The organism is Streptomyces sp. NPDC001858 (assembly GCF_053594615.1).
In genome coordinates, this window is sequence record NZ_JBSFEV010000042.1 from 1 (window position 1) to 25915 (window position 25915).

Here is a 25915-nt window from a genome sequence, read left to right on the forward strand (position 1 = left end):
GGCTCGGGGTAGCCGACGACCGGCTTGTTCGTCTCCGGGGCACCGTCGAAGGACAGGTAGGTTTCGCTCCTGAGATTGCGGATCGTGCAGTTGCCGTTGCTGAGTACCTCCAGTTGCCATTCCTGCTCGCCGGGGTTGCCGGTGGGCGGCAGCAGCACGACGGGTGTCTTGGGCTGCGACGACCCTTCCAGCATCGTGAGCAGTTGCTCGCCGGGACGGGCGATCATGTAGACGCCGTTCGGTACAGGTGCCAAGGCCGACTCCACTTCTGACGTGCGGTGCCCGCGCGGGGTGCCGCCGATCTTTTTCTTGGGCCGACAAATCCCTTCCCCACCAACACGCGACAAGGGCCGGAAAAGCCCTGTGTCACCCTTCAGGACTACAGCAGATTCGCCCCGGCGTTCGATCAAGCCATTGCAGGTGACCTCTGGTGCCCTCCGTGGCATGCCCGGTGGCAGTCACTCTGCCGATCCCATGGCATGACAGGCAGCACGCCGATCCGGTGACAACCACTGCGCCTCTCTGACGCGAAAACGCAGGTCGACAGCTGCCGCTGGCAACACCTACCCTGCGTCGGCACAACTACCCGTTCCCGAACCCGAAGGAATAACGCGGAACGTGAGGCGAACCGCAAGGCATCAGACGGAATACCAGCGCCAGGAGCAAGAAGCCTCCGACTTCCTTAATTGGGAAGAGGAGCTGAAGCAGTGACCACCGAACCCCTCTTCCGCCATACCGGCGGCGGCTACCTTGGCGGTACGACCCGCCGGGAGGAACAGCCGATGAGCGCGCAGCCCGACCACGCACCCGTCACCCCGCACGCCCCCGCCCCGGCAGCTCCGGCCGAACTGCTCGCACAGCTGCGCGCCGACCGGCGCGCGGAGCGGTGGGTGCCGGCCTTCAAGCAGGAGTGGACGGCGGCGCTGGAAGAGTCGCGTCGGACGTTCTCGCTCGCCGGACTGTACGAGGTCGTCCAGGTATCGCGGCCTGGACACGCTGCTGCGCCTGCTGGCGCTCCTTCTCTGGCGTGCGCTTCTCTAAGATCCGGTATAAGTCCCATGCTGCGCGGACTGCCTCGTCCACGACTACACCATCACTGGTCATGCGCTGACCGTAGTGAGTCGGCGGACTGCGGTGGCGGTACTCGCACGAACCGCCAGCCTGCACCCTGTGCGGCCCGCCGTGTTCCAGCCAGAGTGCTGGTCGGAAACTGCGGAGTTTCACAGCCCGGCCCTCGTGCGCCGGTGCCGGGCTGCTGTCCCTGCTCGCGGAGTCCGCCCGCATGTGCGGCTGGCTCCAGTTCGACACCGGCCACCACGCACGTGCCCAGCGCTTCTACATCACCGCGCTACGTGCCTCCGCCACCGCCGGCGACCACCAAGCCGGCGCCAACACCCTCGCCTTCATGGCGATCCAGGTCTACTCCAAGGGCAACCCCCGGGAGCCCCACCCCGTTCCACCACTCCGGCTTCACCCTCGGCGAGCTCCTCGATCCGCCTCCTGGAGGTTACTGACCGTCCATGGTCACGGCAATTCAACGATTGGCCCGGGATCCGGGTCGAGGCACTGCACCATGTTCGTCACCAGGAAGCGCCACACGTTCTTGGCGTCGTCGAGTGAGAAGCTCGGTTCGTTGTCGAGGTAGTAGTTGAAGAGCCCCCAGTCCCATAGCGACAGGTTCGCCTGCTCATCGAGTGTGAACATAATGTTCTGGAACCCGTCATGGCCGTAGTGGCACAGACCTACGTAGTGTCCGCATTCGTGAGTCAGGACGTAGCGGAAAAAGTTGCGCGGCCACTCATCGTGGTAGATCACGCCCGAGCCCGTGCGCAGGTTCACCGCCACGCAGCAATTGTCGTTTCGGTTCGGCGTTACCGCGCAGGGGGTCGCGTCGCTCCCCTCGTCGATGTCGCGGCCTGCGGTTTGTCCCAACCCTTCGACGAGACCGAAGGCGCTCGACGCCAGAAGGTTGCACTGCTCGAGTGGGGGGTTGTTGCGCAGGCCCGAGCTCAGGAGGTATACCCCGAGCGTGTTGCGGTCGAAGTTAAATTCCTCGAGCGTGCTGATTGGGTGAACTGCATTATTGACGAAGTACTCGAAGCGTCCGCCGTCGTTCCACCTGAGCTTGATGCCGAGCTTCTTGAATTTTGCAACGGATACCTGGACGGCATCCTTGACCCCTGCTGGCGTCAGGGCGTAGGCACGGATGCGGCCTTCCCTGCCATCGCTGTCGATGTAGCGCGCGAGCGTCCAGCGGCTGATCGGCAGGCTGCTCTCTCCGTCATCGCCGACCGAGCGCACCATGGTGCGTCGGCGGACGATGGTGAACGAGTCGAAGCTGAGCAGCCCCGCCATGGCATAGAGGTCGATGATCCCCTTCTTGTGCCACTCCCAGAGTGGTGTCGTCGCCGAATCGAGGCGGAAGACCCTGTGCGTCGCGTCGAGTGGCAGCCCCCACGAAACACCGTCCAGTCCGAGGTGCTGGCGGATCCGCGCCAACTGTGGCGGGTTGGTGGCGAACTGCTCGTTGACGCGTTTCTCGACGAAGCGTCGCAGGGCCGCAGCCTGCGAGGCATCACGGATTCCCCCGAAGACCGTGCCGAGTGTGGCGAAGCGGATGCCGTTGATCACGAGCTCCACTCCATCGAGAAAAAGGTCGCCCAAGCCTCTCAAGAAGCCGGCTAGGTCACCGTGTAGGAGAGCGCCGGCCAGCCCGCCGAGATCCTTGACGATGTCCAGACTCTTGTCTGCAATGTCCTGCAGGCCCTCTAGGAGCCCTGACAGACCCCCCAAGAAGAAGTTGCCGACACTGCACCCGAAAGCGCCAGCGTGCTTGCACACCCACCCGCTGGTCCAGCCGAGGCCGTCCTGCACGCCGTCGACCCATGTGTCGACGGCGTCCCCGACGGTGTCAGCCACCGCGTCGACAGCACCTTCGACTACATCTCCGACCGCGCCAGCGGCGGAAGCGACACCATTTCCAATGCTACTCAGCCAGCCCACGCCCCCACTCTGCATGAGCCAGGGGGAAAATGTTCGATATGTACCTCCGGGGGGGTACGGGCTACGCAGTGGGGCCATCTGGCGGGGCTGCCGTTGGAGAACGCCCACACTGGGAGTCGTACTGCGACGCGGAGTTCGGCATCAGCCGCGCCCAGGCGTACCGGCTGCTCGACGTCGTCCGCTCCCTCGCCACAATCCACGGCGCGGTCGCCGCCGGCACCGAGACGTCTCGCACGCGAGACACCGGCCCGGCCGCCGCGGCCGCGCTCGACTACGGCCTGTCCCAGCGCGCCCTGATCGCCGTCTCCGGCCGTACGGACGTCGTCGCGGAGCTTCATATCACCCGCCGCCTTGCCGCACTCGCCCACAGTGGCCTCCAGGCCCTCGATGAGCCGACGGTGCGCGCGGTGGTCCGCCAGTCCGTCCGCGACGTCCGCACAGCCCCCGCCCCCGCCTCCGCCGCCCGCCGGTCCGTCGGCGGATCCCCTGGTCGCCGCGGGGCGCCGGCTCACCGACGACTTCTTCGCCAGCACGTACGAGATCGGCGAGCTGATGCTGGAGGTCGCGCCGGCCTACCTGTCCGACACCGAGGCGGCGACCGGCGTCCTGGCGCTGCTGTGCGAACAGATCGGCGAGCCCGTTGAGCGCGGCCTCGCGGCCCGCCGCTACGCAATGTGCGGGGACCGCCGCGCCCTGTATGGCAGGGTCCTGTCCCTGTAGCCACGGTTCCTGTGAGGCACACAGTCTGTTTCGCCTGGTGGGCAGGGTGGACTGTAAGGGTGCGAGGTGATCAAGAAGATGGAGGCTGAGAAGGGTGGCCGCCGCGTGGTGAAGATCAGGAGGGCGGCCAGCGCTTAGGTGACAAGCCTCTGACCTGAGGTGATCAAACTCCGATGACGCAATCTCGCGTCGGTCAAAGTCCGATGGCAAACGGTCAAGATCCAGTGGCACGGGGCACTTCCGCGCACGCCCTGGTGCACGGGAGGACATTGTCCCGTCTCCGAGGAACTGGCCCCCGTCTCAAAAGAACTGGTCCAATTCGCTGGCGGTCTCAGGTGGCCTGACTCGCCAACCTCTGTGACGCGGTGTGGGCGTACCACTGTGGCTCTCAGCCGTGCACGGATGACGTCGCCTGTCGCCAGGCCGCTTCGCCCTCTCACTCGGGGACTCGACCTGCCCGAAGGCCGGACAGCATCGCGGCACCGGCGGGAACCGACACTGCGGTACGGCCTGGACGAAGGCCCCGGCCGCGGCTGTGGCGGGCCAGGGCCTTGGAGCACCACGTCTCTTCAGTATCCGATCGTGAAGCGCCGCTGCACGAACTGCGGCAACTCCGCCTCGTCGATCAGGGCGACCGCCGCATCCTCCGCCGAGATGCGGCTGCGCCCCTCCGCGTCGCGGACCGCCTGGTCGCCGCCGATGCGGAAGCGGCCGGTGCGCTCGCCGGGGGCGATCTCCATGGCGGGGCTGAAGTAGGTCCACAGCCGGTTCGAGGTGCGCAGGACGTCGAAGCCGTCACGGGCGCCGCGCGCCGCTGCCGCGTAGGCGCGGGGCAGCCCGAGCTGGTCGAGGATCTCGTGCATGCGCTCGTTCGAGTCGGCGAGTGCCAGCCCGGGCTCGGCCTCCAGGCTGCCCGCGCCGCCGATCACGATCAGCCGGGTCCGCGGGTGGCTCGCCAGCGCCTTCGTCAGGGCGTGCGCCACGGTGGAGTGGGTCGTGGGGTCGCCGATCGAGCGCCGGACGGTGTCCTCGAAGTCCTTGGCGGCGTTGCCGGGCTGGTAGGCGCTGATGAGCACGTCGAGGCCGGGCAGCACGGCCGTGATACTCGCAGCGTCCAGGACATCGACGCTCGCCCAGGTGATGTTGTCCCGCTTCTCGTCGGCCCGTGGCCGCGACGCGTCGCGGCTGAACGCCCTGACGTGATGCCCCCGTTCCAGGGCCTCGGCAACGACCCGGCTGCCGATGGTCCCCGTGGCTCCGACGACTCCGATGTGCATGGTTCTCCCCCTACTCGCATGCGGCACGAGGGCGCGGTCAACCGGATCGGTTGCGCCCGTGCGGTGACTATACGCCGTGAAGTTTCTATACGGCCATCAAATCGGGTAACGCTGTAGAGTGCCTGGGTGGCGGGTACGGAGAGCAGGGCGGGACGCACGGGGCGGCGCGAGCGGCTCCGGGCCGAGACAACGGCCGAAATCAAGGACGTGGCACTGGAGTTGATGGCCTCGGGCGGGCCCGAAGCCATCACCCTGCGGGCCATCGCCCGCGAGATGGGCATGACGGCCAACGCCATCTACAGCTACTTCGCCACCCGCGACGACCTGGTCACCGTGCTCATCGGCGACGTGTACACCGAGCTGGCCGACGCCGTGGACACCGCGTGGGAGTGCGCCTCCGCCGACAGCCCGGCCACCCGGATCCTGGGCTGGGCCGGCGCCTTCCGGAACTGGGCCCTGGCCAACCCCGAGGGCTTCCGGCTCGTCTACGGCGACCCCGTTCCCGGCTACGACACCCCCCACGGAGGCGCCGCCCCGGAGGCCGCCCACCGGGTCTGCGCCGGGCTCACCGCGCTGGCGGCAGCCGCCTGGCCGTACGCCGAACACCTCCATGAGCGCAGCGAGTTCGAGTGGTCCGACTTCGAGGCCGGGCTCGTCGACAAGGTTCGCGCGGACTTCCCCGGCCTGCCGCCCGCCGCCGTCGCGCTCGCCCTGCGCATCTGGGGGCGCCTGCACGGCCTGGTGTCACTGGAGGTCTACGGCCATCTGCGCACCCAGACGACCAGCCCGGACAAGCTCTTCCGGGAGGAAGTGACCCAGCTCGTACGGTCGTTGGACATTCCGCTGCGCAGCTGAAGCCCCCTTGGGTACAGCACGGGCATGCGAGATTATGTTCTTGTCCTTCGACGCGGTGATGGACCGGTTCGTGGCTCGCCTGCATGACCTGGATAACCGCTTCGCTCGCCGGGGCGAGCGGGTCGGGCAGCCGCAAAAGGCCTTCGGGAGGCGATCGGAGGGCAGTGGACTTCCGAGCCGCTGCCAAGCAGGGCGGCGGTTCGAAACAGCGGAGCCGGACCAGGACAGCTGAGACAACATCCGGCATCCACTCGCGCCGGACCAGATCAACCGGGATTCCCGGCATCCGCACGTCTCAACTGATCTGGTCGCCCCAGGTCACAGGTCTGGGCCGGGGACAGATCATTTGAGACGGGACAGCTCTGAGCATCGCAGGTGGCCGGAGATCGCTGCGCGGTGGTGTGGCGCTTGGCCTCGGCAGTGATGATCTGCAGCGCCTCGGTGATGCGGTCGTGGTGGGTGCGGTGGGAGACCACGCAGACGCGCAGGGTGCACCGGTCGTCGACGACCGTGCTGGAGAGCACGACGCGCTGGTGGCCGTTGACCTGCTCCAGCAGACGGCGGCTCGCCTCGTCGGCCCGCTCGGCGGCGGCCCGGCTGTCGTCGGCGGGGCGGAGGCGGAAGATCACGGTGGACAGGTCCGGGCGCTGCGGGACCTCCAGTTCCGCGACGCCGGACAGCGGCCGTGGACGTGTTCGGCCAGGTCGAGCTTCTCGTCCAGGGCCTCGCGGAAGGCGTCCACCCCATGCAGGTGCAGGGGAAGCCAGGCCCGCAGACCCCGGATCTCGTGGGACAGCTCCGGCCCGAGCCGGCCGGAGTCCGGGACGCTCCCCGCCGCCCCCATGTCCTGGAGGTAGCTGCCGGTGCTCTGAGTGCCATGGAAACTGATCGGCCGGAAGGTCGATGTCCGCTCCACCGCCACGACGGTCCAGGTCTTCCTCGACGGTGAACTGGTCAAGACTCACGCGGCACTTGAGCAGGGCAAACGCACCGACAGAAGCGACTACCCGCCGGAGAAGATCGCCTTCCAGATGAAGACGCCGATCTGGTGCCGCACCCAGGCGTCCGAGATCGGCGACGCCTGCCGCGAGGTCGTCGACCAACTGCTGGAGGTCAACGCGCTCTACCGGCTCCGCGCCGCCCAGGGAGTTCTCGGACTGCGCAAGAAATACGGCGAGACGCGGCTGGAGGCCGCCTGCGCGAGGGCGATCGCGGTCGGAGACCCGTCCTACCGCACCGTCAAGGGCATCCTGATCGCCGGCACCGAGACCGATCCCGAGCCCGAGACCAGCGGCGATGCGGGAGCCGCGGCTTTCCTCCACGGACCGAAGCGGCTGTTCGCCTCCGCGACACCCCCCGACACGGCGGACGAGCTCCGCGACGACCAGGTCCACGGCGAAGCTGAGGGAAGCATCTGATGAGCGTGATGGACACCGCCCTGCGCGAGTCGCTGAAGTCGCTGCGGCTCTCGGGGATGCTGGAAACCCTGGACGCCCGCCTCGCCCAGGCCCACGGCGGCGAGCTCGGCCACCTCGACTTTCTCCAGGTCCTCTGCCAGGACGAGATCACCCGCCGCGAGACCGTCGCCTTCCAACGGCGTCTGAACCGGGCGAAGTTCGAGCAGCAGGTCACCCTGGAGGAGTTCGACTTCACCGCCTCCTCGAAGCTGCCCGCGGCCCAGATCCGCGACCTCGGCGCCCTTCGCTGGCTGCACGCGGGCGAGTCGGTCATTTTGTTCGGTCCCGTGGTTGTCCCCGGTTTGGTTTCTGTTTCTGGCTGACATTCCAGCTCAGGACGCTTCTGCGATCGATGGAGTGTGAGAAGCAGTCCGTGCCTGGGCGGTAGTGATAGACAGTCGCTGTGGCGACGTTCATGGTGATGGTCCATGGAGACGCGGGTGGGTGGCAGGTCGATCGTGACGCTCTGACCGCGGCGATCCGAGCGGGGTGGGCTGGTGTCGAGATCGATGCGACACCTCGCAGCGAGGCACGGAGTTTCTGCTGGTTTGTCGAGGCGCAAGACGGCGCCGGTGAGGCATATCTGCATCAGGACGGGGCGTGTCTGTACTTGGATGTCCCGGAGGCTGACGCTGTGAGGTTGGCGGTGGTGTTCCGCAGGCTCGCTCCGGCGGGCTTTGACCTGGTGTATTGCGACGAGGGCTATAACTTCGACGTCCGGCTGCGCTCAGGGAGCACGGATGCCGAGCTCATCGGCCTGATGACCGCTGGGTGAGGTCAGCAGAGTCCGATGACTCGGGCTTGTGGCGGTGGGGTGTCTGCGCCGCGGCGGGCGAGTTCGCAGCGGAGGTCGAGATTCTCGCCGTGTGCCTGCTCCAGGGCGTCCCGGGGCAGGAACCGGTCGGCCCGGTTGAACAGGTGGAGGCTGTCGTGGTCGTCTCGGGAGAAGCTGACGTGGGTGCCGTCCGCGCGGAGTTTCGCGGTGGCCAGGAACGCCTGCTCGGCGTGTTCCTGGCGGGCGGCGACGTAGTGCATCGTCATCGACGGGGTGGCGTGTCCGGCATAGCGCATCAACACGTGGACGGGCAGGCCGAGTTCGGCGAGTCGGGTCAGCTTGGTGTGGCGGAAGCGGTGAGTGTGGCTCAGTCCGACGGGCTTGCCTCTGCTGTCGGTGATCTTCACGATCTTGCTGAACTCGCGGAGCATCCAGTTGTAGGTGCCCGACGGGTAGGGCTTGTCGCCCTGGCGGTTGCCGGTCCGCTGCAGGAACAGATGGCGCGGGATGATGCCGGGGAAGTGGTCGCGGACCCAATGCCGTTGCTCCTCGATGACCGCGACGACCTCGGCGTCGACGAGGATGTTGTCCGGCGCAATGTCGATCTTGCTCTGTGCGTAGTGGAAGCGGGCGATCTGTTCGCCATCGGCGGCGTCGACGGCCCGGTCGGGGACTGGGGAGAGGCAGTCGAAGCGGCTGGTGCGGATCTCGCTGGACCGCCGTCCGGTGAGGATCTGCAGCAGGATCATGCGCATGGCCTGCGGGTCGTCGAAGCCGTCGACGGTGACCTGCTGCCCGTCGCCGCGGGTGACCAGCATCTGCTCTCTGCGGCCGAGGCCGAGCAGCGGCAGTGCGGCGGGAATCTGGGCGAGCGCGTGGTCGTCGACGTAGTGCTCGTCATTGAGTTCCCGTTGGTGCGGGATGCGGGAGACTTGGCGGAACCAGCCGGCCGCATGCGCGTCGGTGACCCGGGACCACGGATGGGGCCCGAGGACCTGGCGGGCCTCGGCGGGGTTGGCGGCGACGAACGCGAAGAGTTCGGCGACGGCCCGCAGGTCGTCGTTGACCAGGCGGGGGTGGACGGGCTGCCCGGCGAACCGTTGCTCGTTCTGGCGAAGGAGCCGGTTGGCGGTGTCGGCGTCCCAGCGGCGGAAGGCGGCGGCCAGCTGGACCGCGTGGGTGGGATCGCCCAGGACGTCGAGCGGGTCGGTGAAGGTCTCAAGCCACCGGTCGAAGCGGACGAAGCACCGCATCCTCTCCTGGCTCACCGTCGACCAGCGCAGAGTCCCGGCCTCCAGCTGGGTGCCCAGGCACCATTTCACGGCCTTCCGCAGCCACGGCTGACCGATCTTCGAGGGCGAACAGCCGTAGTGGGCCTGGGGCTCGTGCTCGGCCAGCGGGATTCGCGGGTCGCAACGGGGATGCCACTCGTCCAGGGACCACCAGGGGCCGTTGGTGCAGCGGGCCAGCAGGGCCAGACGGGAGAAGCGGAAGATCACCCGCAGGCGGGCGACGCTGCCGCGGGGCGGGAGCCGGCCCCAGCGGGTGGCATAGAACCACCGCTGCAAAGCGGCCGCTGTTTCCCAGCCCATGGCACGGATGTAGGTCGGGAAGGGGTGGTTGTCGCGGATCGCCCGGCGCAGGATGTTCGCGAACTGGTTGGTGCCCAGCACCGACGAGCGGGTCCCGTCCGTCGCCTGCCAGTGCGCCATCCAGGCCAGCTCGGCGGCGATCAGGTCGGGCAGCCCGGTCAGGTCGATGCGGCGGTCACCGTTCTCGGTGATTCTGTCCCAGTCGTCGATGCCGTCACCGATCACCGGCCCCTTCCAGGGCTCTGGCAACTCCAGCCAGAGTCGCCAGAACGGGTCCTCGTCGCCGGCTGTGTGCAGATGACGCTGTTCACCGGCCATCGTCGACCTGCCAGGCGGAGATGTACGACTTCCAGTTCGCCGCGGCCCGCAGGGCCTCGTCCTCACGAACCCAGCCGTATAGGTCGAGCGTGGTCTGCACGTGCGCGTGACCAAGGCGGCGGGAGACCACCCACTCCGGCGTCCCGGCCAGCAGCAGCGCGGTCGCGTGGCTGTGGCGGAACCAGTGCGGCGTCCAGGACGCCGGACCGATGCCCTTCTTGCGCAGGGCGGACACCTTGTCCCGCACCGTCCCTTCACGCAGGGCGGCCAGCAGCGGCGGCCGTTCCAGGTTCACCAGCAACGGTGATCCGGTATCGATCTCGATGCCGAACCCGGCGGCCCGGCAGGCGAGGTGGGTGAGGTAGTCGGCGAACAGTCGCTCCAGGTCGCAGCCGACGTAGACCCGCCGCGGGCGCATCATCTTCACTCTGGCCCCGTTCGTGTTGTCCTCCCGGGGCACGATCTCGACATAGGGAGTGGAGCCGCGGCCCATCACGAAATCGCAGATCCGCAGGCCAAGGGCCTCGCCAAGGCGCATCCCGGTTTCCGCGAGCAGCGCGAACAGCAGCCGGTCGCGCAGGTTGCCCGCCCACTCGCCGACCATGGCGTCCGGCATCGCGCAGCCGTCCAGAATCGCCTGGATCTCGGTGGGCAGCAGCAGCGGCGGGTGCCCACGGTGCCGCTGGCACCGGACCCTGACCAGCGAGGACGGCGCGGGAGCGGTGCGGGCGTCCAGGTGCGCGAGCAGGCCCCGGGCCGGGGCCCGGCGCGGTGTCCCGCGCATGAGCCGGCCCGCGACCGGCACCGAGAAGACCGCCTCCTGCCAGCGATAGAAGGAGATCAACGCGGCCAGCCTCGCCTCCAACGTCCGCGCCTCCGGGGCATGTTCGGACTCGACCAGGGCGTGCTCGACGGTGCGGCCGTTGCGCAGCCAGGACAGGAACCCCGCGACCGCCGGGACCCCGAGATCGGACCACCTTCCGGTCTCGTCACGCTGTTCGAGGAACGTCCACCACTGGGCCAGCGAGGTCGCATAGCCGCGGACCGTGTTCGGTGACCACAGCTGCCGATGGGCCTCCAGCCAGTCCTCGACCGGCACGACAGTCCGGTACCTCTCGTCGATCACGGTCCATGTCCGCTGCCCGTTTGCGGGCCGGCCGGACCGCCAAACTGTGTGCCACTGATGTCGTTCCGTCTCGTTGAAGAACTCCCGTTGATAGCAATGCATCAACGACGCGGAGCGCTCACGGTGACGCTCGTTGCAGACAGAGAAGAGAGGGGCTCAGCCCCCGTTGATAACCGTGGGCGTCGGCAAGACACACGTCGCCCAGGCCCTCGGCCACCTCGCCGTCCGCCAGGGCGCCCACGTCCGCTTCGCGAAGACCAGCCGGATCCTGGCCGAGCTCGCCGGCGGCCACGCAGACCGCACCTGGGACAAGCGCATGCGCGAGCTGATCCGCCCCGATGTCCTGATCCTCGACGACTTCGCTATGCGCCAGCTGACCGCGGCGCAGGCCGACGACCTCTACGAACTCGTCTCTGAGCGCCAGGGACGGTCGCTGATCATCACCAGCAACCGGGCGCCCAGCGACTGGTATCCGCTGTTCCCCAACCCCGTCGTCGCTGAGTCCCTGCTGGATCGGCTGATCAACACCAGCCATCAGGTCATCATGAACGGCCCCAGCTACCGCCCCAACAAGCGACCCAGGACTGCCAAACCGTCGACCAGCTAGGCCAGCCCGCTCGCGGCATATGAGAAGGTCATCCGCATGGCCGAGTCCTGGATCTTCAGCGATGGCACCGTCCCAGCGTCGCCGACTGCGGCGCTGGCGGTGCTTCGAGAGCGAATCGATGCCGGGCAGCTCGAAACATGGCTGACCAGTTCGCATGGTCGTTCTCTGGCCATCATTACGAACGCCGAGCGCGCGATGGTGATGCTGCTTGATGACGAGGCCGATCCCGGCGAGCACGCTGTCACACCAGAAGCAGCCGGGCGGAGCAAGGGCTTCATCCTGGCCAACGGCCAGCACGACGAGTACCTCGACGAGGAAACAGTGCCGCTGCCCGACGCACTGCGGATCGTCGACCGCATCCTCACAGCAGGCACCCCACCCGGCGACACAACGTGGTCGGTCGACAGATAGAAGACGGCAGCACCTGGGGAAATACGTGACCGCAGCCCTGGGGAATTACGCGATCGTCCACAGGCATGCTCGCGTGCGGCCCGGACGTCGTGGACGGCGTCGGCCAGGGCTGGTCAGACCCAGAGGAGACGACCCTTCGGGTCGGGTATGAACAGCACTTCACTGCCGTGCTTCTTGTGTTTGCCCGAGTAAAAGGGGCGGTCGGCGGTCGGCGGCGATCCTTTCGATGGGCAGAAGCGTCCCGTCCAGGATCAGGTACGCCTTCGTCGATGCGGCCCGTACTCCTTCGGCGAGCGTGGGGGCAGGGGCGGCCAGGAGCTCGATGGACTCGGCGCGACGTACCGCTAAACGGTGGCGATGCCGATCCCGAAACCGGAGGCGAGTTGGGCATAGGGGTGACAGTTGTGCAGGTGAGCGAGGGCGAGCAGGGCCTGTCGGCCCCCGCTCAGGCGCCGGCATCGGGTGCCGATGCCGCGACAGCGTTCCCTCAGACGGGCGGCGAGAAAGCGCAGGAGCAGAGCTGGACACGTCGACGCCGGACAGGTGGGCACGCATGCGAAGTCCCTGGTGGAGACTGTTCTCTTGGTCGACAACCCATCAGGGGCTTCAACCATCTGTCACGCCAACTGCCCTGCTGAGGCGAGGGGTTGGAAGGAGCTCCGTGAGTTTCTGCGTGTGGGCACAGGTCAGCAGCGGTTGCCGCGGAGGCACCGTCACGGGAGTGAGGGATCGTGGCGGGTTCCGCAGCCAAGGGGCGGTATTCGTGCCGGTGGAGCACTGACACGGAAATGAGCGATTGCAACTCCACCTAGAGCAAGCAGGTCAGGCGGCGCGTGCTGGTTGCGCAACTCGTCCGGCCTGCATCAACATTGAGTGGACATCAAGTCACACTGTCATGTGTGACACATTGTCAAAGCGTGTGTATGGTCAAGTATTCAACGATCAGGCCAACAGGTGCTCGGAGGTACGTCATGCACAAGTTTGGAAGACGAGTCATCCTGTGTTCGAACCAGAGAGGCTGACCTTGCTCACGGCGACGACTTTGCCTGACGCGCTGCGTGACTGCACTGATCAGTGGCCGGATCAGCCCCTGCACTTTCCTGAACAAGGCGAGCAGATCACCGTCCGCCAACTCAACGAATGTGCAGTCGATTTCGCTCACCAGCTTGCTTCTTGCGGCGTGGGCGGCGGCCGCGTGGTGGGAGTCGTATCCGGAGCCGGCCCCCATGTGCTGGTGGGTCTGTTCGGCATCACCCTTACCGGTGCTGCGGCAAGCCTTCTGCCGACCCCGCCGATGACTCGGGACACGTTATCCGCCGCGCGTCAGGTGATCCGGTTCCTCGATGCGGCAGATATGCGGTATCTGCTTGTGGATCCCTCGCAGTCGGCACTGGCTGACGAGGTTCGTAAGGCTCGCCCGGGCATCACCGTCTTGCCCCTGCCCGCAGGCGTGACACACGGTGCGGCTGTTGCCGCGGACCGGCCCGCAGCGGCTTCAGGGGCGAAATTACCACAGGTGCAGCCCGACGACATCGCTGTGATCCAGTACACCTCGGGCAGCACTTCCGATCCCAAGGGAGTGGTGCTGCGGCACCGCACCGTGCTGGCGGGGCTCCGCTCTATCGGCGCCTCCGCGCAGGTCTCGAACGAAGACGTCTTCATACAGTGGGTCCCCCATTTCCATGATATGGGTCTCATCGGCTGGTTGGCCTATCTTCTGCACGGTGCTGCCACCCATACCTTCAGCCCAGGCGGATTCATCCGCCGCCCGGCGGCATTCCTTCGCTACTTCGCTGAACACCAAGGCACGGTGACGTGCGGCCCTGACTTCGGTTACGATCTCATGCTCGACGCTGTCAGCGACGCTGAAATATCGGAGCTGGACCTGCGGAGCTGGCGATTCGCATTCAACGGATCGGAACCTGTGTCGGCCGCGACCGTGGAGACCTTCACCCGGCGCCTGGCCCCGGCGGGTCTTTCTCCCTCGGTGATGTTCCCGGTCTACGGGATGGCCGAGGCCACCTTGGGAGTCACCTTCCCGGTATGCGGCGAGATACCGCATGTAGTGCACGTCGACCGCGGCCTGCTGCTGGGCAAGAACGAGGTTCGTCTTGTCGACCCGGCCGATCCGGATGCCAAAACCGTTGTCGCCGTCGGCCGGCCCATCGAGGGTATGGAGCTGCGACTCACGGGCCGGCAGGGCGAACCGGTTGACGACGACGAGTTGGGAGAAGTCCAGATCCGCGGCGACGCGGTCACCGAAGAGTATTTTCGGAACACCGAAGCGACGCAGAATCTGTTCACGGGCGGATGGCTGTGCACCGGAGACTTGGCTTTCCGCCACGACGGCCGACTGTATGTCGCCGGCCGGGTCAAAGACATGATCATCGTCCGCGGGCGAAATTTCTTCGCGCAGGATGTCGAGGCCGTCGTCCGTGATATTCCCGGAGTGTACCGACAGCGCTGCGTCGCGGTACCGGAGGTGACGGAAGTCCTGAGGGTGGTGGTGGAAACCAGGCAGAACGACGAAGAGATGGCCGACCGGATCCGAGTGCGAATCGCCGACGAGCTCGGACTCTCGGCCATCGAGGTGCACCTCGTCCGTCCGGGTCGGCTGCCCCGTACCACGAGCGGCAAGTGGAAACGCGCCGAAGCCGCTCGACTCGCCGGGGCCGCACGGTGACCGCGGCCGTCGACCTGCCGCTGCGGGACGAACCTTGGTATCACTGTTTCGGCTGCTCCCCGCGCCACCCGTTCGGGCTGCGGCTCGATCCGCGACGCACCGGAGACGACGGCGTGACCGACACGGTGACCTTCAGCCTCGACCTGTGCTCCTACCCGGGAGTCGTACACGGTGGAATCGTCACCACCGCGGTCGACGACACGATGGCGAACGCCATCCTGCTCGAACACGGCGTCCTTGTCTTCTCCTCCGGCCTGCGCGTCCGGTTCCTGGCACCGGTCGTGGCCGACCAACCCTACGTCATCAACGCCAGGATCACTGAAGTCTGGCCCGGCGGCTACCGGGTGACTTCGGAGGTCATCGCGCCTTCCGGCGACGAGGTGCTGGTGGCCGACGGGACTTTCGCCCCACTGCGTCCCGATCATCTCGCCAGGATGGCGAGTATCGATGACGGCATCGCCGCCCAGCTTCGTTGTCACATGGTCCTGTCCGAGTCTTCCGGAACGTGAGCACGCCGGTCCGCTGAACGACCGCGGCTTGTGGATCAAGCACCTGCCATCGGTATCGAGGTTCGAGACAAGAAGAGGAATGGAGACGTTCAAATGTCGACCTCAGAAACTCCGGCGCCCGAGATCGCCGACTCTCAGATAGCGGCGATCCGCCGTTCGACCGAGGTCGTGAACAAGCGCACCAGCGAGAGCGGGTGGTCGCTCTCCGACATCGACTGGTCTGCGACGCGCTCCGCAGATCTCACCGACGACGACCACTCGATCGTTCGGTTCATCACCTACGTCGAGGATCACATCCCGGCCTTTCTGAGCTTCAACCTCACGGCATTTCCTACGACCGGGGATATCAGCGTCTCCACCTATCATCGCAACCGTGAGTACGCCAGATTCCTCTTCGCCTGGGCCAACGACGAGGAGAAGCACGCCTCGGCCCTGAGCCACTATCAGCTCGCAGCAAGCATCGCCGACGAGCAGACGCTGCACGAGGATCTGGCCGAGGTCGGCCGCAAGCCGTTCTCGATGCCGTACGAGGACCCTCTGGAGGCGTTCCTCTACCTGCTGCTGCAGGAGAAGGCGACGCAGCTGTTCTATGGAAACTACCGCCAGGTGGTAAAGGAACCAGTTCTTCGCCAGCTCCTCCATCTGATGAGCCGAGACGAAGCGCGGCACTTCGGCTTCTACTCCCGCCTCGTCGAGGAGTCGTTGGAGCGCGACGGTGCGCACACGCTGGACCGGGCACGCCAGGTGCTCGCCGACTTCCGGATGCCTTTGGACGGGACGTATCCGGGTTACTGGCGCACGGCGCTCAAGGTGGTCGACCGCGTCGGCCACGACCACACCGAGGCGTACTTCGCCCTGGAGAAACTGGTCCGACGCTTCGCCCATTCGCTCGATGCGCGTGACGTGGACGAATTCAGAACCTTTCTCCGCACCATCCAGAGAATGCCCTAGCAGGACAGCGCATACGTCGGATTCCGATTCGCTGACCGATCTTCTACTTCGTCTGTTCGCAGTGCTTGCAACAGTAGGCGCCTTGCAACAGTAGGTGCCTTGTCTCAGCGCACCGGCTGATCCGAGTCGTCTGATCAAGGAGAATCCATGGCGACACACACCGCACCCGCCGCAAATGACGCCGCCCTGATGCTCAAGGCCGCCGCCGACGCGACCAACAACCACTATGACCTGACGCCGGAGATCTTCGAGTGTTTCCTCGGTGAGCACATGAAGTACACCTGCGGGATCTACGCGTCCGACGACAGCACGCTCGACGAGGCGCAGGAAGCCAAGCTCGAGTTCATCGCGAACTGCCTCGGCATCCAGGGTGGTGAACGGGTGCTGGATATCGGTGTGGGCTGGGGTGCGCTCGCGATCTACCTCGCCGACCGCTACGACTGCCAGGTCCTGGGCATCACACCTTCGGGCACGCAGGCATCGTACACTCGGGAACGCGCACGCAGCCGCGGCCTCGACGACCGTGTCCAGGTGCAGCAATGCTCGGTATACGACTTCAAGCCCGACGGCGCCTTCGACGCGGTTGCGATGGTGGGCGTCATCGAGCACATGCCGGACCATCAGCGTGCCGTCGCCACCGCCGCGGGCGCACTCAAGAGCGGCGGCCGGCTGTATATGTCAGCGACCTGCTACCGCAACGACGAGCAGTTCACCGAGTTCACGCCTCGAGACTCCAGCCGTCATGTCCAGGAGACGATCTTCGGGTTCGCAACGCTTCGGCCGTTCGCCAAGCTGGTCGGGGCCGTCGAGGATGCCAAGCTTAGCCTCTTTCGGGCCACCGACCTGACGCTGCATTACGAGCGAACCATTCGCGACTGGCTCGAGGGCATCGCCAATCACGCGGATCGCATCGAGGAATTGCGGCCCGGCTTGTCAGCGGAGCTCACCCGGTATCTGGAGACGGTCAACACCGGTTGGGGGCACGCCACCAAGCACTACGCGCTCGCGGCGGTCCGCTCCCGGTGGGGGTTGCCGGAGGTCGGCCGCTGAGCGCCCTTCCACCGCAGCCGCGCTCCGGCGGGAGAAGACCATGTAGCAGCCCCAACGGTCGATGCCAGGTCCCGAGGGCCCACACCGGCTCCTGCGGACGACGCCGCACCAGCTGTACCTATCAGTCTTTAGACACACGGACATGGCAGAGGACGCAGCCGGCTGAGCCCCGCCATGCCAAGGCCACTGTTTCCTAAAACTCCGGAAGGACCCCCAACCATGAGCGACTCCCCGTTCGACACCGTCTGCACGATCCTGCGGACCACGCTCGACATGAGCGATCAGGACCCAATCGAGCCGGGCACGGCGCTTGAACTGCTTCCGAACGCGGACTCACTGCGCCTTCTACGCACGATCAGTGCCCTTGAGCGCAAGTACGACATCGAGCTCGACGACGCCGATATCTACGGGGCCCGGACCGTGGCTGATCTCACCGAGATCATCACCAATGCCATCACCACGCCGGCTGGACCGTCAGCACCTCCGGGTCTCACCGGAAAATGACGGTTCCACAGAGCACGGCAAAGCGTCCCCGGGGAGTGTGTCTGACTCGGCGGGGATCCCTCAGTGGGTGGTTCGTGACTCTTTGAGTGGATCTGCTGTCGCCTGGTGGTGTGGCGGCGGGGCGGAATCTACCGGTCCACGGTTGGTGATCTGGTGATTGACCGGGTGAGTGAACGCAAGCCCTACCCGAGTGACTTATCGGACGAGCAGTGGTCGTTGATCAAGCCCGTGATCATCGCGTGGAAGGACCGGCACCGCTCGGTCTGCGGCCATCAGGGCGCGTACGACATGCGGGAGATCGTGAACGCGATCCTCTACCAGGGGCGGACCGGTTGCCAGTGGGCCTATCTCCCGCATGACCTGCCACAGAAGAGCGCGACCTACTACTACTTCGCCGCCTGGCGGGAAGACGGAACCGACCAGGTCATCCATGAACTCCTGCGCTGCCAGGTCCGTGAACGCGCCCGCCGATTAGAGGACCCGACCCTGGTGGTCCTGGACACCCAGAGTGTCCACGTGGCCGCCGGGGTCCCCGCCACCACGACCGGCCACGATCCGGCCAAGCGGGCCGGGTGCCGGGCCGCAAGCGGGGCCTGGCCGTGGACGTCCTCGGCCTGGTCATCGCGGTCGTCGTTCTCGCCGCGAACACCCACGACAACGCCGCGGGCATCATCCTGCTGGACCACGTCGCCGAGCACGCCGGCGAAATCGTCCGCAAAATCCTGGTCGACCAGGACTTCAAGAACCAGGTCGTCGACCACGGCGCCGACCTGGGCATCGACGTCGAGATCGTCGCCCGCAACCCGCAAGTCAAGGGGTTCGTGCCGCAGCCGAAACGGTGGAGGGTCGAGCAGACCTACGGGATCCTGATACTGCACCGGCGCCTGGTCCGCGACTACGAGCACCGCCCCTCCTCCTCCGCCTCCCGCGTCTACTGGGCGATGACCCACGTCATGACCCGACGCCTCACCGGCGCGAACGCCCCCACCTGGCGCGAGACGCAGGCGGCGGCAACGTGAACATCCAGCCCCTGCTCGACGCCCTGGGCATCCAGGAAGACGCCGCCCGGGCCCTGGCCGACGACCTCCGCGCACAGATCGACGACCTGCAGACCCGGCTGCGGAAGGCCGAGACCCACCTGGAGCACCTCGCGATCACCCGCAAGTCCTTCACCCGCCTCGCCGACCGGCTCCCGGCCCACACACCGGACCTGCCCGAGCACCCGGACTATCCCCTCATCCTCACCGTCTTCAACCATGCGACCGGGCCGCTACGGGCCAAGGACGTCTGCGAAGCCCTCGGCCACGAACTGCTGCCGAAGAACATCGAAGCCACCCGCGCCAAGCTGAAACGCCAGGTCAAACTCGGGGAGGCAGTTCCACGTAGACGCGGTCATTCGCGATGGCGAGGTGGTCTTCGAAAGGGTCTCCGAGTACACGGACGGACACCGTCCTCGACCGCTTCGGAAAGGGCCCACTGAGCAATGTCGCCCACGCCGGTACCCGGAATGCCCGACATCTGCAGATGATGGCCCTGCACCGGAAGATCATCAGCGTCTTCGGAATGTCGACGGGTGTGTCCCATACCGAGTTCTACCTGCAGGACGACGGCACAGTCGTGTTCGGGGAGACCGCCGCCCGGATGGTTACTGACCTTTGCGGCGCGATGTCGCCGGGGGCTGACGATGCGTGATCGTCGCGGTATGCCTGTTGTGTCAGATATCCGCAGGGTGGTGGGCTGACGCCTCAACGGCAGGCGTTTCGCGAGCGGATCCGACTGGAGGCCGCGGAGCGATTCGCTGTGTGTGCCTCCAACGCCGAGGTCGCCAAGGACTTACGGGTGAGTGTGCGCTCGGTGCAGCGCTGGCGCCGGCCTGGCACGACGCCGGTACTGAGGGGCTGCGGTCTGCTGGGCCCGTGTCCATGCCCAAGCTGAGTGAGGCCTTGTTCACCGTGCTTGAGCAGGAGCTCGCCAAGGGGCCGGCAGCGCACGGCTGGCCGGACCAGACCTTGACGCTGGCGCGGATCAAGACGCTGAGCTGTTTCAGAGTGGCCACTGATCGAGTGGCCATGGAGGTGTGCGCAACGCACGAGGCTCCCGTGCCGTTGGGGAGGCGTTCGAAGTCTCAACCCACAGGCACAGGAGCCGCGTTGGTTCCGATTCAGCCGCACTCGACCTGCCTCACGCCCTGGTCGAGTGGGTCACCATGCTCATCGTCACCCGCGAGGGTGACCGCCGCTGCAAGCTCCCGCCGCACCAGCGTGCGCTGGTCGGCCTGGTGTACCTGCGCCGGCACGACACCCTCGCCCAGCTCGCGGCCGGCTTCGGCATCTCCGTCGGCACCACCTACGCCTACGCCACGGCCGTCGTCGACCTGCTCGCCGACCGCGCGCCCGGTCTGCTGCGCGCCCTGCGTGAAGCCGACCCCGACCACGTCCTGCTCGACGGCACCCTGGCGGGGTGCGACCGGGTCGGCGACAGCCGGGCCGACGTCTCTCACAAGCACCGTCGGCACGGAGTGAACCTGCAGGTCGTGACCGACCCGGCCGGGCAGCTGCCGTGGATCTCACCCGCACTGCCCGGCCGCACGCACGACCTCACCGCGGCCCGCGCTCACCGGATCGTCAGGATCTGTGAACGCCAGGGCATCCCGGTCCTCGCCGACCGTGCCTATATGGGAGCCGGCCCATGGGTGACGACAGCCCTCAGACGCCCGCCGGGCCGTGACCTCACACCCACCCAACAGACCGTCAACCGTACGCTGTCCGCAGCTCGGGCACCGGTCGAGCGCGGCATCGCACGACTCAAGTCATGGCGCATCTTCCCCAGATCCCGGTGCAGCCCGAATCGCATGACGTCAATCTCCGCCGCCGTCCTCACCACGGAGCGGCAGCGCTGAAACAGCTCAATCACTCTTCCGCAATGAGACCTCGCAGACCGCCTGGGCCGACCTATTCTATGCGCGTAGACCTGGGGAGGCAGTCTACGAAATCGCCGACCGCCACGAAGCCAGCAGGCTGTACCGAGCTGTTTACAGAGGTTCTCGCCATGGAGAACAGGTTCAGCAGAACAGCAGGACGTTCCATCTCGTCCGCCCCTACCCGCTGCAGGAACACCTCACCAGGTACGTGAGCCGGCGGATCATCGAGCTGGGAGCGCACATGTCCGTCAACCAAAGCCCGGAGGGGCGGGTCACTTCCGGCGGATCTGAAAACGCCCGGTTGTCGCGGCTCCCGGCAGCGGTTGGAGCAGTGCCAAGCGCACGGAGTTCCGGAGCCCGTCGAGACGGCGATGACAGCGGAGACGCGGCAACGGCCTGACCGGCTCAAGATTCACTCGGTAGGAGGCTCACCAGGGTCTGACCATCTGCCCAGAGGTTCGCGAATCGCGCGTCGTTCGGCCTCTTCGCGGGCGGGTGCCTGGCGGTGGACTTCGATGCTGGCCTGATAACCAATTCCCTGGCGAGGGAAGCGTGCTGACGACCCCACAGAGATTCATGGACCCTGAGCAGCAGCTTTACCGCCGCTGCCTCCAGAACCCCCGAAAACGCGGAATGCGGGCCGGCACCCCTGCCACTACGCTGGTAACTGGTCTGACACGTAAGGCTCAGGGGCGGTGAGGTGCGCGCACCAGTGAGCCTGCACCGGCACGTCGCCGACTGCGCGGCCTGATCGAGCGAGGATGGCCATGGCCGATGTTGATCCGCTGGACCCTGTCGCCGCCGACGGCTCGCCCGCAAACGCCTTCGCCACGCACAAGGCGAGAGCGGACGGCATCGCCAGGTTTTTCGCGCTGACCCGGCACCTCAGGGATATCAAGGCCGAGCAGGCCGGCGAGGACAACACGACGACCCTCATCGCGCACTGCCACATGCTCGCGCTGGATCCGGGTTTCACGCCGCCCGGCGAGGAGCCCAGCGCCACGGCCATGCCCGCCGCACTGCGCCGGCTCAACCGGGGAAACGGCCTGGTCGGCACCAAGGGCGCCAGCACCGAGCGCGACTACGACATGGCCGTCAAAGGTCTGATGGTGCTGCTCTACCGCTATTCGGCGCAGCTGGGACCGGACCTGGTCAAGTTCATCATGGACGATCTGCTGCCGGACTATCTGGTTGGTGGACACCCGCCCGAGATCGAGATCGTGGAGTTCTCGTTTCTCAACATCGACGGGTCGGAGACCGAGAACCACCTGCTCATGATCGAGAGCAGCCGGTACCTCATCAACCAGCTCCGGTTCGACGAGACCCCTGACCCGAAGTTCGACAACCGCGGGCTGAAGACCTACCTGCTCGACTCGATGCAGCGGTTCCTGCGCCACGACTTCCTCGAGTTCAACTCGCGGCCGTACCAACGTCTGGCACTACACCCCATGCTCAACCTGCATGAGTTCGCGCGTGACCCGGTGGTGCGGGACGCCGCGCGGATGGTCCTCGACTACGTGATGATGAAGTTCGCGCTGTCGAGCAATCGCGGCCGGCGGGTCACACCGTTCCGACGGCAGCAGCACCGGATCAACCACCAGGCCAACCTTCGCAACAATCTCTATTCGGACCAGGCCGACCAGGTAGCCGGCTTCTCCCTCGCCTGTACCGGGCTGCTCGACGCGGCAGGCAAGCCGGCCCGCTTCCCGGACACCCAGTCCTTCACCGGCCTGCTTGGTGCCCTGGCCGCGTACCGCCCGCCGCCCGCTGTCTACACGCTGGCGCTGAGGCAGGACAACCCGCCATCGTTGCACCGCTTCTACCACGGCAACCGGCCCCGGCTGGCGGCCTCGCCAGAGGACGCGGAGGGCGGTTTGGAGATCTACCACCACTCGCCGTCGTTCCTGATATCGGCGGGCGGGTCCTTCCTGAACAGCGGCTACGGCCACGACGAGGTCGACCTCTTCAAGCAGGCATGGGAACAGACCTCCCGCGCGCAGGCGACGACCGTCATACCCACTCGGGCAGAGACCGAGTTCCACGACCTATTGCGCTTCGAGGCCTATCCGGATCCGCGCATCGACCCTTACAACGACGACCCGGAGGACCCGGACGCCTTTCACACGCAGAGCGTGAATTACGGCGTCGTGCCCAGCTTCGCCGCCGGGGCGAACATGCGTCCGGCCGAACGGAAGACCGTCGAGGAGCAGTCGACGTCGGCGACGCCGGCGCTGGCACTGCACCGCGACCAGCTCTGCATCGCCTGGAAGGGATCCGGCAACGACAACCTGAACATCGGCAAGGTCCAGGCCACGACGGTCATGGGCATCGACGGTGTCGAGGGCATCGAGCAGGCATGGGTGCTCGCCGAGACCAGTGACACGTCACCGGCCATCGCCTCGAACGGCGGACGCCTCTATCTCGTCTGGAAGGGTTCCGGCAACGACAGCCTCAACATCGCGTTCTGCGACGACTGGTGGCCAGCTGATGTCGCGTCCAGGCAGTTCCCGCTTCCGCCCACCTGGAAGGGCAAGACCACGCTGAACGAGACGAGCGAGTACGCACCGGCGCTCACGTCTCATGACGGCAGGCTCTATCTGGCGTGGGTCGGCCTCGACGAACACCTGAACGTAGCCAGGGTGACCTTGATCGGCAACACGGCCGGGGCGTTCACTATGGCGCTTGAAAATAAGGTCACGCTGGGTGAGACGAGCGAAGCGGCGCCGGCGCTGGCGTCACACGGCGGGCGGCTCTTCCTGGCTTGGAAGGGCTCGGGGAACGACGCCGTCAGCCTCGCGTTCTCCGCCGACGGCGTCAGCTTCACCACGAGGACCTTCAACGAGACCAGCAGCCACGGACCCTCCCTTGCCTCACATGGCGGACGCCTGTTCTTCTCCTGGAAGGGATCGGGCAACGAGAACCTCAACATCGCGCAGGTTGTCCTGATCGGCAACACGGCCGGCGGCTTCGGTGTCGAAGGCCTCGAATCGAAGGTCGTCCTCAGCGACATCAGCGAGCAGCCACCGACGATCGGCTCGGGGAACGGGCTGCTGTGCGTGGCGTGGAAGGGCGAAGCCGACGACAACATCGACCTCGCAATCTCGCGGGACGGCAGGTTCGGTCCCGTCGGCCCGTGGATCTTCGCCGACCGCTCCCCACTCGGCTTCTACCTGGCCGCCTATCGGACGGCACCGGCCCGCCCCGACCAGCTGATCGAGCCCCTGGATAGCCTCGGCTTCGCGTACCTCATGGAGACTAGCGCAGCGGCCGGTCTTGGTTTCGAGCAGTTCCAGGAGCGAGTGAAGGCAGGCAACGCCCATCTGCCGGCGAAGCTCGAGTACGGCGGACGCTACGTGTTCAACGCTCCGGACGGCCGCAAGATCGCCATGTGGCTGGAGCTCACCCAGATGAAGTACACCCCCCGCGTCGTCGACCTCGCCGAGCCAATCGAGGACTTCACTACGCTGCCGCTCGTGTCAGGTCAGTTCATGCGCGCGCCCGGCGGCCACGACGGCTTGATCGAGATATGGCACCCTGGCTGCGAACAGACGGCTATCACCCTCGACTTCCGCACCGCCGCAAGCCCGAGCCGCAAAGAGAACAGGACCGGCTGCCCGGGCCCCTGGCTGGACCGCGTGTTCGCCATGTTCGCCGTGTCACGGCACTTCGATGCGCTCGGCCGCGCACACGATGCGAACGTGGCCCGCGCTGACGCCGCAGCGCTCTACGACGAGATGCTGCGGATCGATACCGACCGGTTCGGGCCGCCACTCGCCCCTGCCGTTATCGAGGCGCTCGCGGCGATGGGGGTCGATTTCAGCGTTCCCGAGCAGGACCTCAGGGGCTGGCTGGCCAACCCCGAGTTCACGCCCTACCCGGCCATCGCGCAGGCGTTGCTCAGCCTCGGTCGGAAGTTGAAGGCGCCAGTGTTCATCGACGTGATTTCGTTCAACTACGAAAACAGGCCAGGTGTGGCTTCCCCGCGCGTGTTGGGTGACGTGCGCGGCGACCTACTACGGGTGGCGATCGTCGAAGGATGGAACGTTCGCTACGGGGCAAACATCCCAATCACCGGCTTCGAGCAGTTGTTGGTTCCGTAATCCAACCCTCGACGACCACCGCGACGGCGTTCAGATCGACCTTCGGGAAGCCTCTGAACGCAAAGGAGCGGGTCTGTCAGGAGCGTTACGGAGAGAGTTGGGCCATGAGCTCGCGGTTGGCGCCGCGGACGGCGGCGAGGTCGTCGTCCCGGTCTTGGAGCGTGAGCTCCAAGTCGACCAGCTGCTGTTCGAGGGTGGTGATGCGGGCCTGGAGCTGTTCGGTCTCGTTGGGGCCGCCGATGCCGGACTCGCGCCAGACCTGTTCGCCCAGGACCGTGCTGAGGCGGGCTTCGAGGCGGCCGGCGTTCGCTCACGCCTGTCTCGCAGGCGCCGAGGGTGACCAGGTCGGTTCGAAGTCCGAGGCGCAGAAAGTCTTCAGCGGTGAGCCGCCCCTCGGCGAGTTCGATGCCCGAGCGCATGGGCTCCTCGGCGTCGAAAACCCCGTGGCAGGCGAAATGGAGTATGTCCGGAGCGACTCTGCCCGGCCCCAGTCGGCGCAGGAGAGTGTCGCGTCGGGCAGCCGTGCCGTCCAGAACCTCCGCCTTCTCGAACCCGGCCGCCACCGCGTACGCGTGTCCGCGGGCGAAGAGGAGCGGCCGTTCACCCGGCGGCCCGGTCACGATCACCGCCGACGCCCGGTGCCCGGTTCGCCTGGCTCTGCAGTGCTGAAGCACCGAGGAACTGGGGGTGACCGCGACGGGATTCCGGCCGATCAGGGGTTTGCCCTCGCCTGGCAGGGCGGCCAGCGACAGCAGATGCAGAGCGCCGTGCGGGACCAGATACACGTCATCCTCGGGACGCGCCCATTGGGCCAGCGGTGCGACCAGGTCGGAGAGCCGAGGTTCAGCCAGCAGACCCACGAGCGTCTCACCGGCGAGACCAGGCGTGCGCTCACGTGTCCGCCGGGCCGGGTCCTCCACTTCCTCGCGTCCAAGGGTCCATCTTGGCGACCTCCGGCGAAGCGGCATCCGCCATCGCCCCGAAGATCAGGGTTCGTTCCGCGGTGACGTAGTACTCAACCAGGACCACCTTCGAAGCACTGGCCAACCCGGCCTCC

At 66.6% G+C, this 25915-nt stretch carries 23 protein-coding genes and 6 pseudogenes; 20 read left to right on the forward strand and 9 right to left on the reverse strand.

The window, feature by feature from the left end; genetic code table 11:
• On the reverse strand, nt 1–254 hold a 254-nt coding region (locus ACWCPF_RS37880), incomplete at its 3' end, for a hypothetical protein (RefSeq protein ID WP_451049677.1).
• 528 nt (nt 255–782) lie between these two features.
• Between ACWCPF_RS37880 and ACWCPF_RS37885 the strand changes: the two genes are divergently transcribed.
• The gene (locus tag ACWCPF_RS37885) at nt 783–1514 is read left to right on the forward strand and encodes a DUF6247 family protein (protein ID WP_451049733.1); all 732 of its coding nucleotides are present in this window, start codon (nt 783–785) and stop codon (nt 1512–1514) included.
• A 10-nt stretch (nt 1515–1524) separates the two neighbouring features.
• On the opposite strand, the gene ACWCPF_RS37890 is transcribed toward ACWCPF_RS37885, so the two are convergent.
• Entirely contained in the window at nt 1525–2919 is a 1395-nt protein-coding gene (locus tag ACWCPF_RS37890) for a hypothetical protein (RefSeq protein WP_451049678.1), read from the reverse strand.
• 471 nt (nt 2920–3390) lie between these two features.
• On the opposite strand from ACWCPF_RS37890, the gene ACWCPF_RS37895 reads away from it, so the two are divergent.
• Nucleotides 3391–3723, forward strand: coding sequence for a hypothetical protein (locus ACWCPF_RS37895; RefSeq protein ID WP_451049679.1), 333 nt, complete (start codon nt 3391–3393; stop codon nt 3721–3723).
• A gap of 569 nt (nt 3724–4292) precedes the next feature.
• On the opposite strand, the gene ACWCPF_RS37900 is transcribed toward ACWCPF_RS37895, so the two are convergent.
• Nucleotides 4293–5000, reverse strand: a complete 708-nt coding sequence (locus ACWCPF_RS37900) for an NAD(P)-dependent oxidoreductase (protein ID WP_451049680.1) — start codon at nt 4998–5000, stop codon at nt 4293–4295.
• A gap of 126 nt (nt 5001–5126) precedes the next feature.
• Here ACWCPF_RS37900 and ACWCPF_RS37905 point away from each other — a divergent pair, with 126 nt between their 5' ends.
• A complete protein-coding gene (locus ACWCPF_RS37905; protein ID WP_451049681.1) occupies nt 5127–5855 on the forward strand; it encodes a TetR/AcrR family transcriptional regulator in 729 nt (242 codons plus the stop codon).
• A 266-nt stretch (nt 5856–6121) separates the two neighbouring features.
• Here ACWCPF_RS37905 and ACWCPF_RS37910 read toward each other — a convergent pair whose 3' ends face one another.
• Nucleotides 6122–6484 carry a hypothetical protein gene (locus ACWCPF_RS37910; RefSeq protein WP_451049682.1) on the reverse strand — a complete coding sequence of 121 codons (363 nt, stop codon included), beginning with the start codon at nt 6482–6484 and terminating at the stop codon, nt 6122–6124.
• Entirely contained in the window at nt 6481–6699 is a 219-nt protein-coding gene (locus ACWCPF_RS37915) for a hypothetical protein (protein ID WP_451049683.1), read from the reverse strand. Before ACWCPF_RS37915 ends, ACWCPF_RS37910 begins: the two co-directional genes overlap by 4 nt.
• Before the next feature lie 28 nt (nt 6700–6727).
• Here ACWCPF_RS37915 and ACWCPF_RS37920 point away from each other — a divergent pair, with 28 nt between their 5' ends.
• From ACWCPF_RS37920 to ACWCPF_RS37930, 3 genes and pseudogenes are all read left to right on the forward strand, one after another.
• On the forward strand, nt 6728–7273 hold the full coding sequence (locus ACWCPF_RS37920) for a Mu transposase domain-containing protein (RefSeq protein ID WP_451049684.1): 546 nt from the start codon (nt 6728–6730) through the stop codon (nt 7271–7273).
• Nucleotides 7273–7608: pseudogene (locus tag ACWCPF_RS37925) on the forward strand (ATP-binding protein); the annotation flags it as partial. The gene ACWCPF_RS37920 and the pseudogene ACWCPF_RS37925, both read left to right, overlap by 1 nt.
• A gap of 107 nt (nt 7609–7715) precedes the next feature.
• On the forward strand, nt 7716–8087 hold the full coding sequence (locus tag ACWCPF_RS37930; protein ID WP_451049685.1) for a hypothetical protein: 372 nt from the start codon (nt 7716–7718) through the stop codon (nt 8085–8087).
• Between the two features lie 2 nt (nt 8088–8089).
• Here ACWCPF_RS37930 and ACWCPF_RS37935 read toward each other — a convergent pair whose 3' ends face one another.
• Nucleotides 8090–9997 (reverse strand): tyrosine-type recombinase/integrase, encoded by a 1908-nt coding sequence (locus ACWCPF_RS37935; RefSeq protein WP_451049686.1) that lies wholly within the window; start codon nt 9995–9997, stop codon nt 8090–8092.
• Nucleotides 9987–11123, reverse strand: a complete 1137-nt coding sequence (locus ACWCPF_RS37940) for a tyrosine-type recombinase/integrase (protein WP_451049687.1) — start codon at nt 11121–11123, stop codon at nt 9987–9989. The genes ACWCPF_RS37935 and ACWCPF_RS37940 overlap by 11 nt, the downstream gene beginning before the upstream one ends.
• A 175-nt stretch (nt 11124–11298) precedes the next feature.
• On the opposite strand from ACWCPF_RS37940, the pseudogene ACWCPF_RS37945 reads away from it, so the two are divergent.
• Together ACWCPF_RS37945 and ACWCPF_RS37950 are read left to right on the forward strand one after the other, a co-directional pair.
• Nucleotides 11299–11730: pseudogene (locus ACWCPF_RS37945) on the forward strand (ATP-binding protein); the annotation flags it as partial.
• A 36-nt stretch (nt 11731–11766) separates the two neighbouring features.
• Nucleotides 11767–12141, forward strand: coding sequence for a hypothetical protein (locus ACWCPF_RS37950; RefSeq protein WP_451049688.1), 375 nt, complete (start codon nt 11767–11769; stop codon nt 12139–12141).
• Between the two features lie 116 nt (nt 12142–12257).
• Here ACWCPF_RS37950 and ACWCPF_RS37955 read toward each other — a convergent pair.
• A pseudogene (locus ACWCPF_RS37955) lies at nt 12258–12696 on the reverse strand (transposase family protein); the annotation flags it as partial.
• Between the two features lie 445 nt (nt 12697–13141).
• On the opposite strand from ACWCPF_RS37955, the gene ACWCPF_RS37960 reads away from it, so the two are divergent.
• The 12 genes and pseudogenes from ACWCPF_RS37960 to ACWCPF_RS38015 all read left to right on the forward strand — a co-directional run bounded on the left by ACWCPF_RS37960 (nt 13142) and on the right by ACWCPF_RS38015 (nt 25198).
• Complete coding sequence (locus ACWCPF_RS37960) at nt 13142–14824, forward strand: AMP-binding protein (protein ID WP_451049689.1); 1683 nt, start codon at nt 13142–13144, stop codon at nt 14822–14824.
• Nucleotides 14821–15333, forward strand: coding sequence for a PaaI family thioesterase (locus ACWCPF_RS37965; RefSeq protein ID WP_451049690.1), 513 nt, complete (start codon nt 14821–14823; stop codon nt 15331–15333). The genes ACWCPF_RS37960 and ACWCPF_RS37965 overlap by 4 nt, the downstream gene beginning before the upstream one ends.
• A 93-nt stretch (nt 15334–15426) precedes the next feature.
• Nucleotides 15427–16284, forward strand: coding sequence for an acyl-ACP desaturase (locus ACWCPF_RS37970; RefSeq protein WP_451049691.1), 858 nt, complete (start codon nt 15427–15429; stop codon nt 16282–16284).
• A gap of 147 nt (nt 16285–16431) precedes the next feature.
• Complete coding sequence (locus ACWCPF_RS37975) at nt 16432–17334, forward strand: SAM-dependent methyltransferase (protein ID WP_451049692.1); 903 nt, start codon at nt 16432–16434, stop codon at nt 17332–17334.
• Between the two features lie 219 nt (nt 17335–17553).
• Entirely contained in the window at nt 17554–17838 is a 285-nt protein-coding gene (locus tag ACWCPF_RS37980; protein WP_451049693.1) for an acyl carrier protein, read from the forward strand.
• Between the two features lie 165 nt (nt 17839–18003).
• Nucleotides 18004–18857 (forward strand): annotated as a pseudogene (locus ACWCPF_RS37985) (IS5 family transposase).
• A complete protein-coding gene (locus ACWCPF_RS37990) occupies nt 18854–19318 on the forward strand; it encodes a hypothetical protein (RefSeq protein WP_451049694.1) in 465 nt (154 codons plus the stop codon). The pseudogene ACWCPF_RS37985 and the gene ACWCPF_RS37990 overlap by 4 nt, the downstream one beginning before the upstream one ends.
• A 44-nt stretch (nt 19319–19362) precedes the next feature.
• Nucleotides 19363–19530 carry a hypothetical protein gene (locus tag ACWCPF_RS37995; protein ID WP_451049695.1) on the forward strand — a complete coding sequence of 56 codons (168 nt, stop codon included), beginning with the start codon at nt 19363–19365 and terminating at the stop codon, nt 19528–19530.
• A 45-nt stretch (nt 19531–19575) separates the two neighbouring features.
• A pseudogene (locus tag ACWCPF_RS38000) lies at nt 19576–19874 on the forward strand (helix-turn-helix domain-containing protein); the annotation flags it as partial.
• Between the two features lie 170 nt (nt 19875–20044).
• Complete coding sequence (locus ACWCPF_RS38005) at nt 20045–20737, forward strand: transposase family protein (RefSeq protein ID WP_451049696.1); 693 nt, start codon at nt 20045–20047, stop codon at nt 20735–20737.
• A 788-nt stretch (nt 20738–21525) separates the two neighbouring features.
• A complete protein-coding gene (locus ACWCPF_RS38010) occupies nt 21526–24858 on the forward strand; it encodes a hypothetical protein (protein ID WP_451049697.1) in 3333 nt (1110 codons plus the stop codon).
• Between the two features lie 97 nt (nt 24859–24955).
• Complete coding sequence (locus ACWCPF_RS38015; protein WP_451049735.1) at nt 24956–25198, forward strand: hypothetical protein; 243 nt, start codon at nt 24956–24958, stop codon at nt 25196–25198.
• 19 nt (nt 25199–25217) lie between these two features.
• On the opposite strand, the pseudogene ACWCPF_RS38020 reads toward ACWCPF_RS38015, so the two are convergent.
• A pseudogene (locus ACWCPF_RS38020) lies at nt 25218–25826 on the reverse strand (CHAT domain-containing protein); the annotation flags it as partial.
• Nucleotides 25827–25915 lie beyond the last annotated feature (89 nt).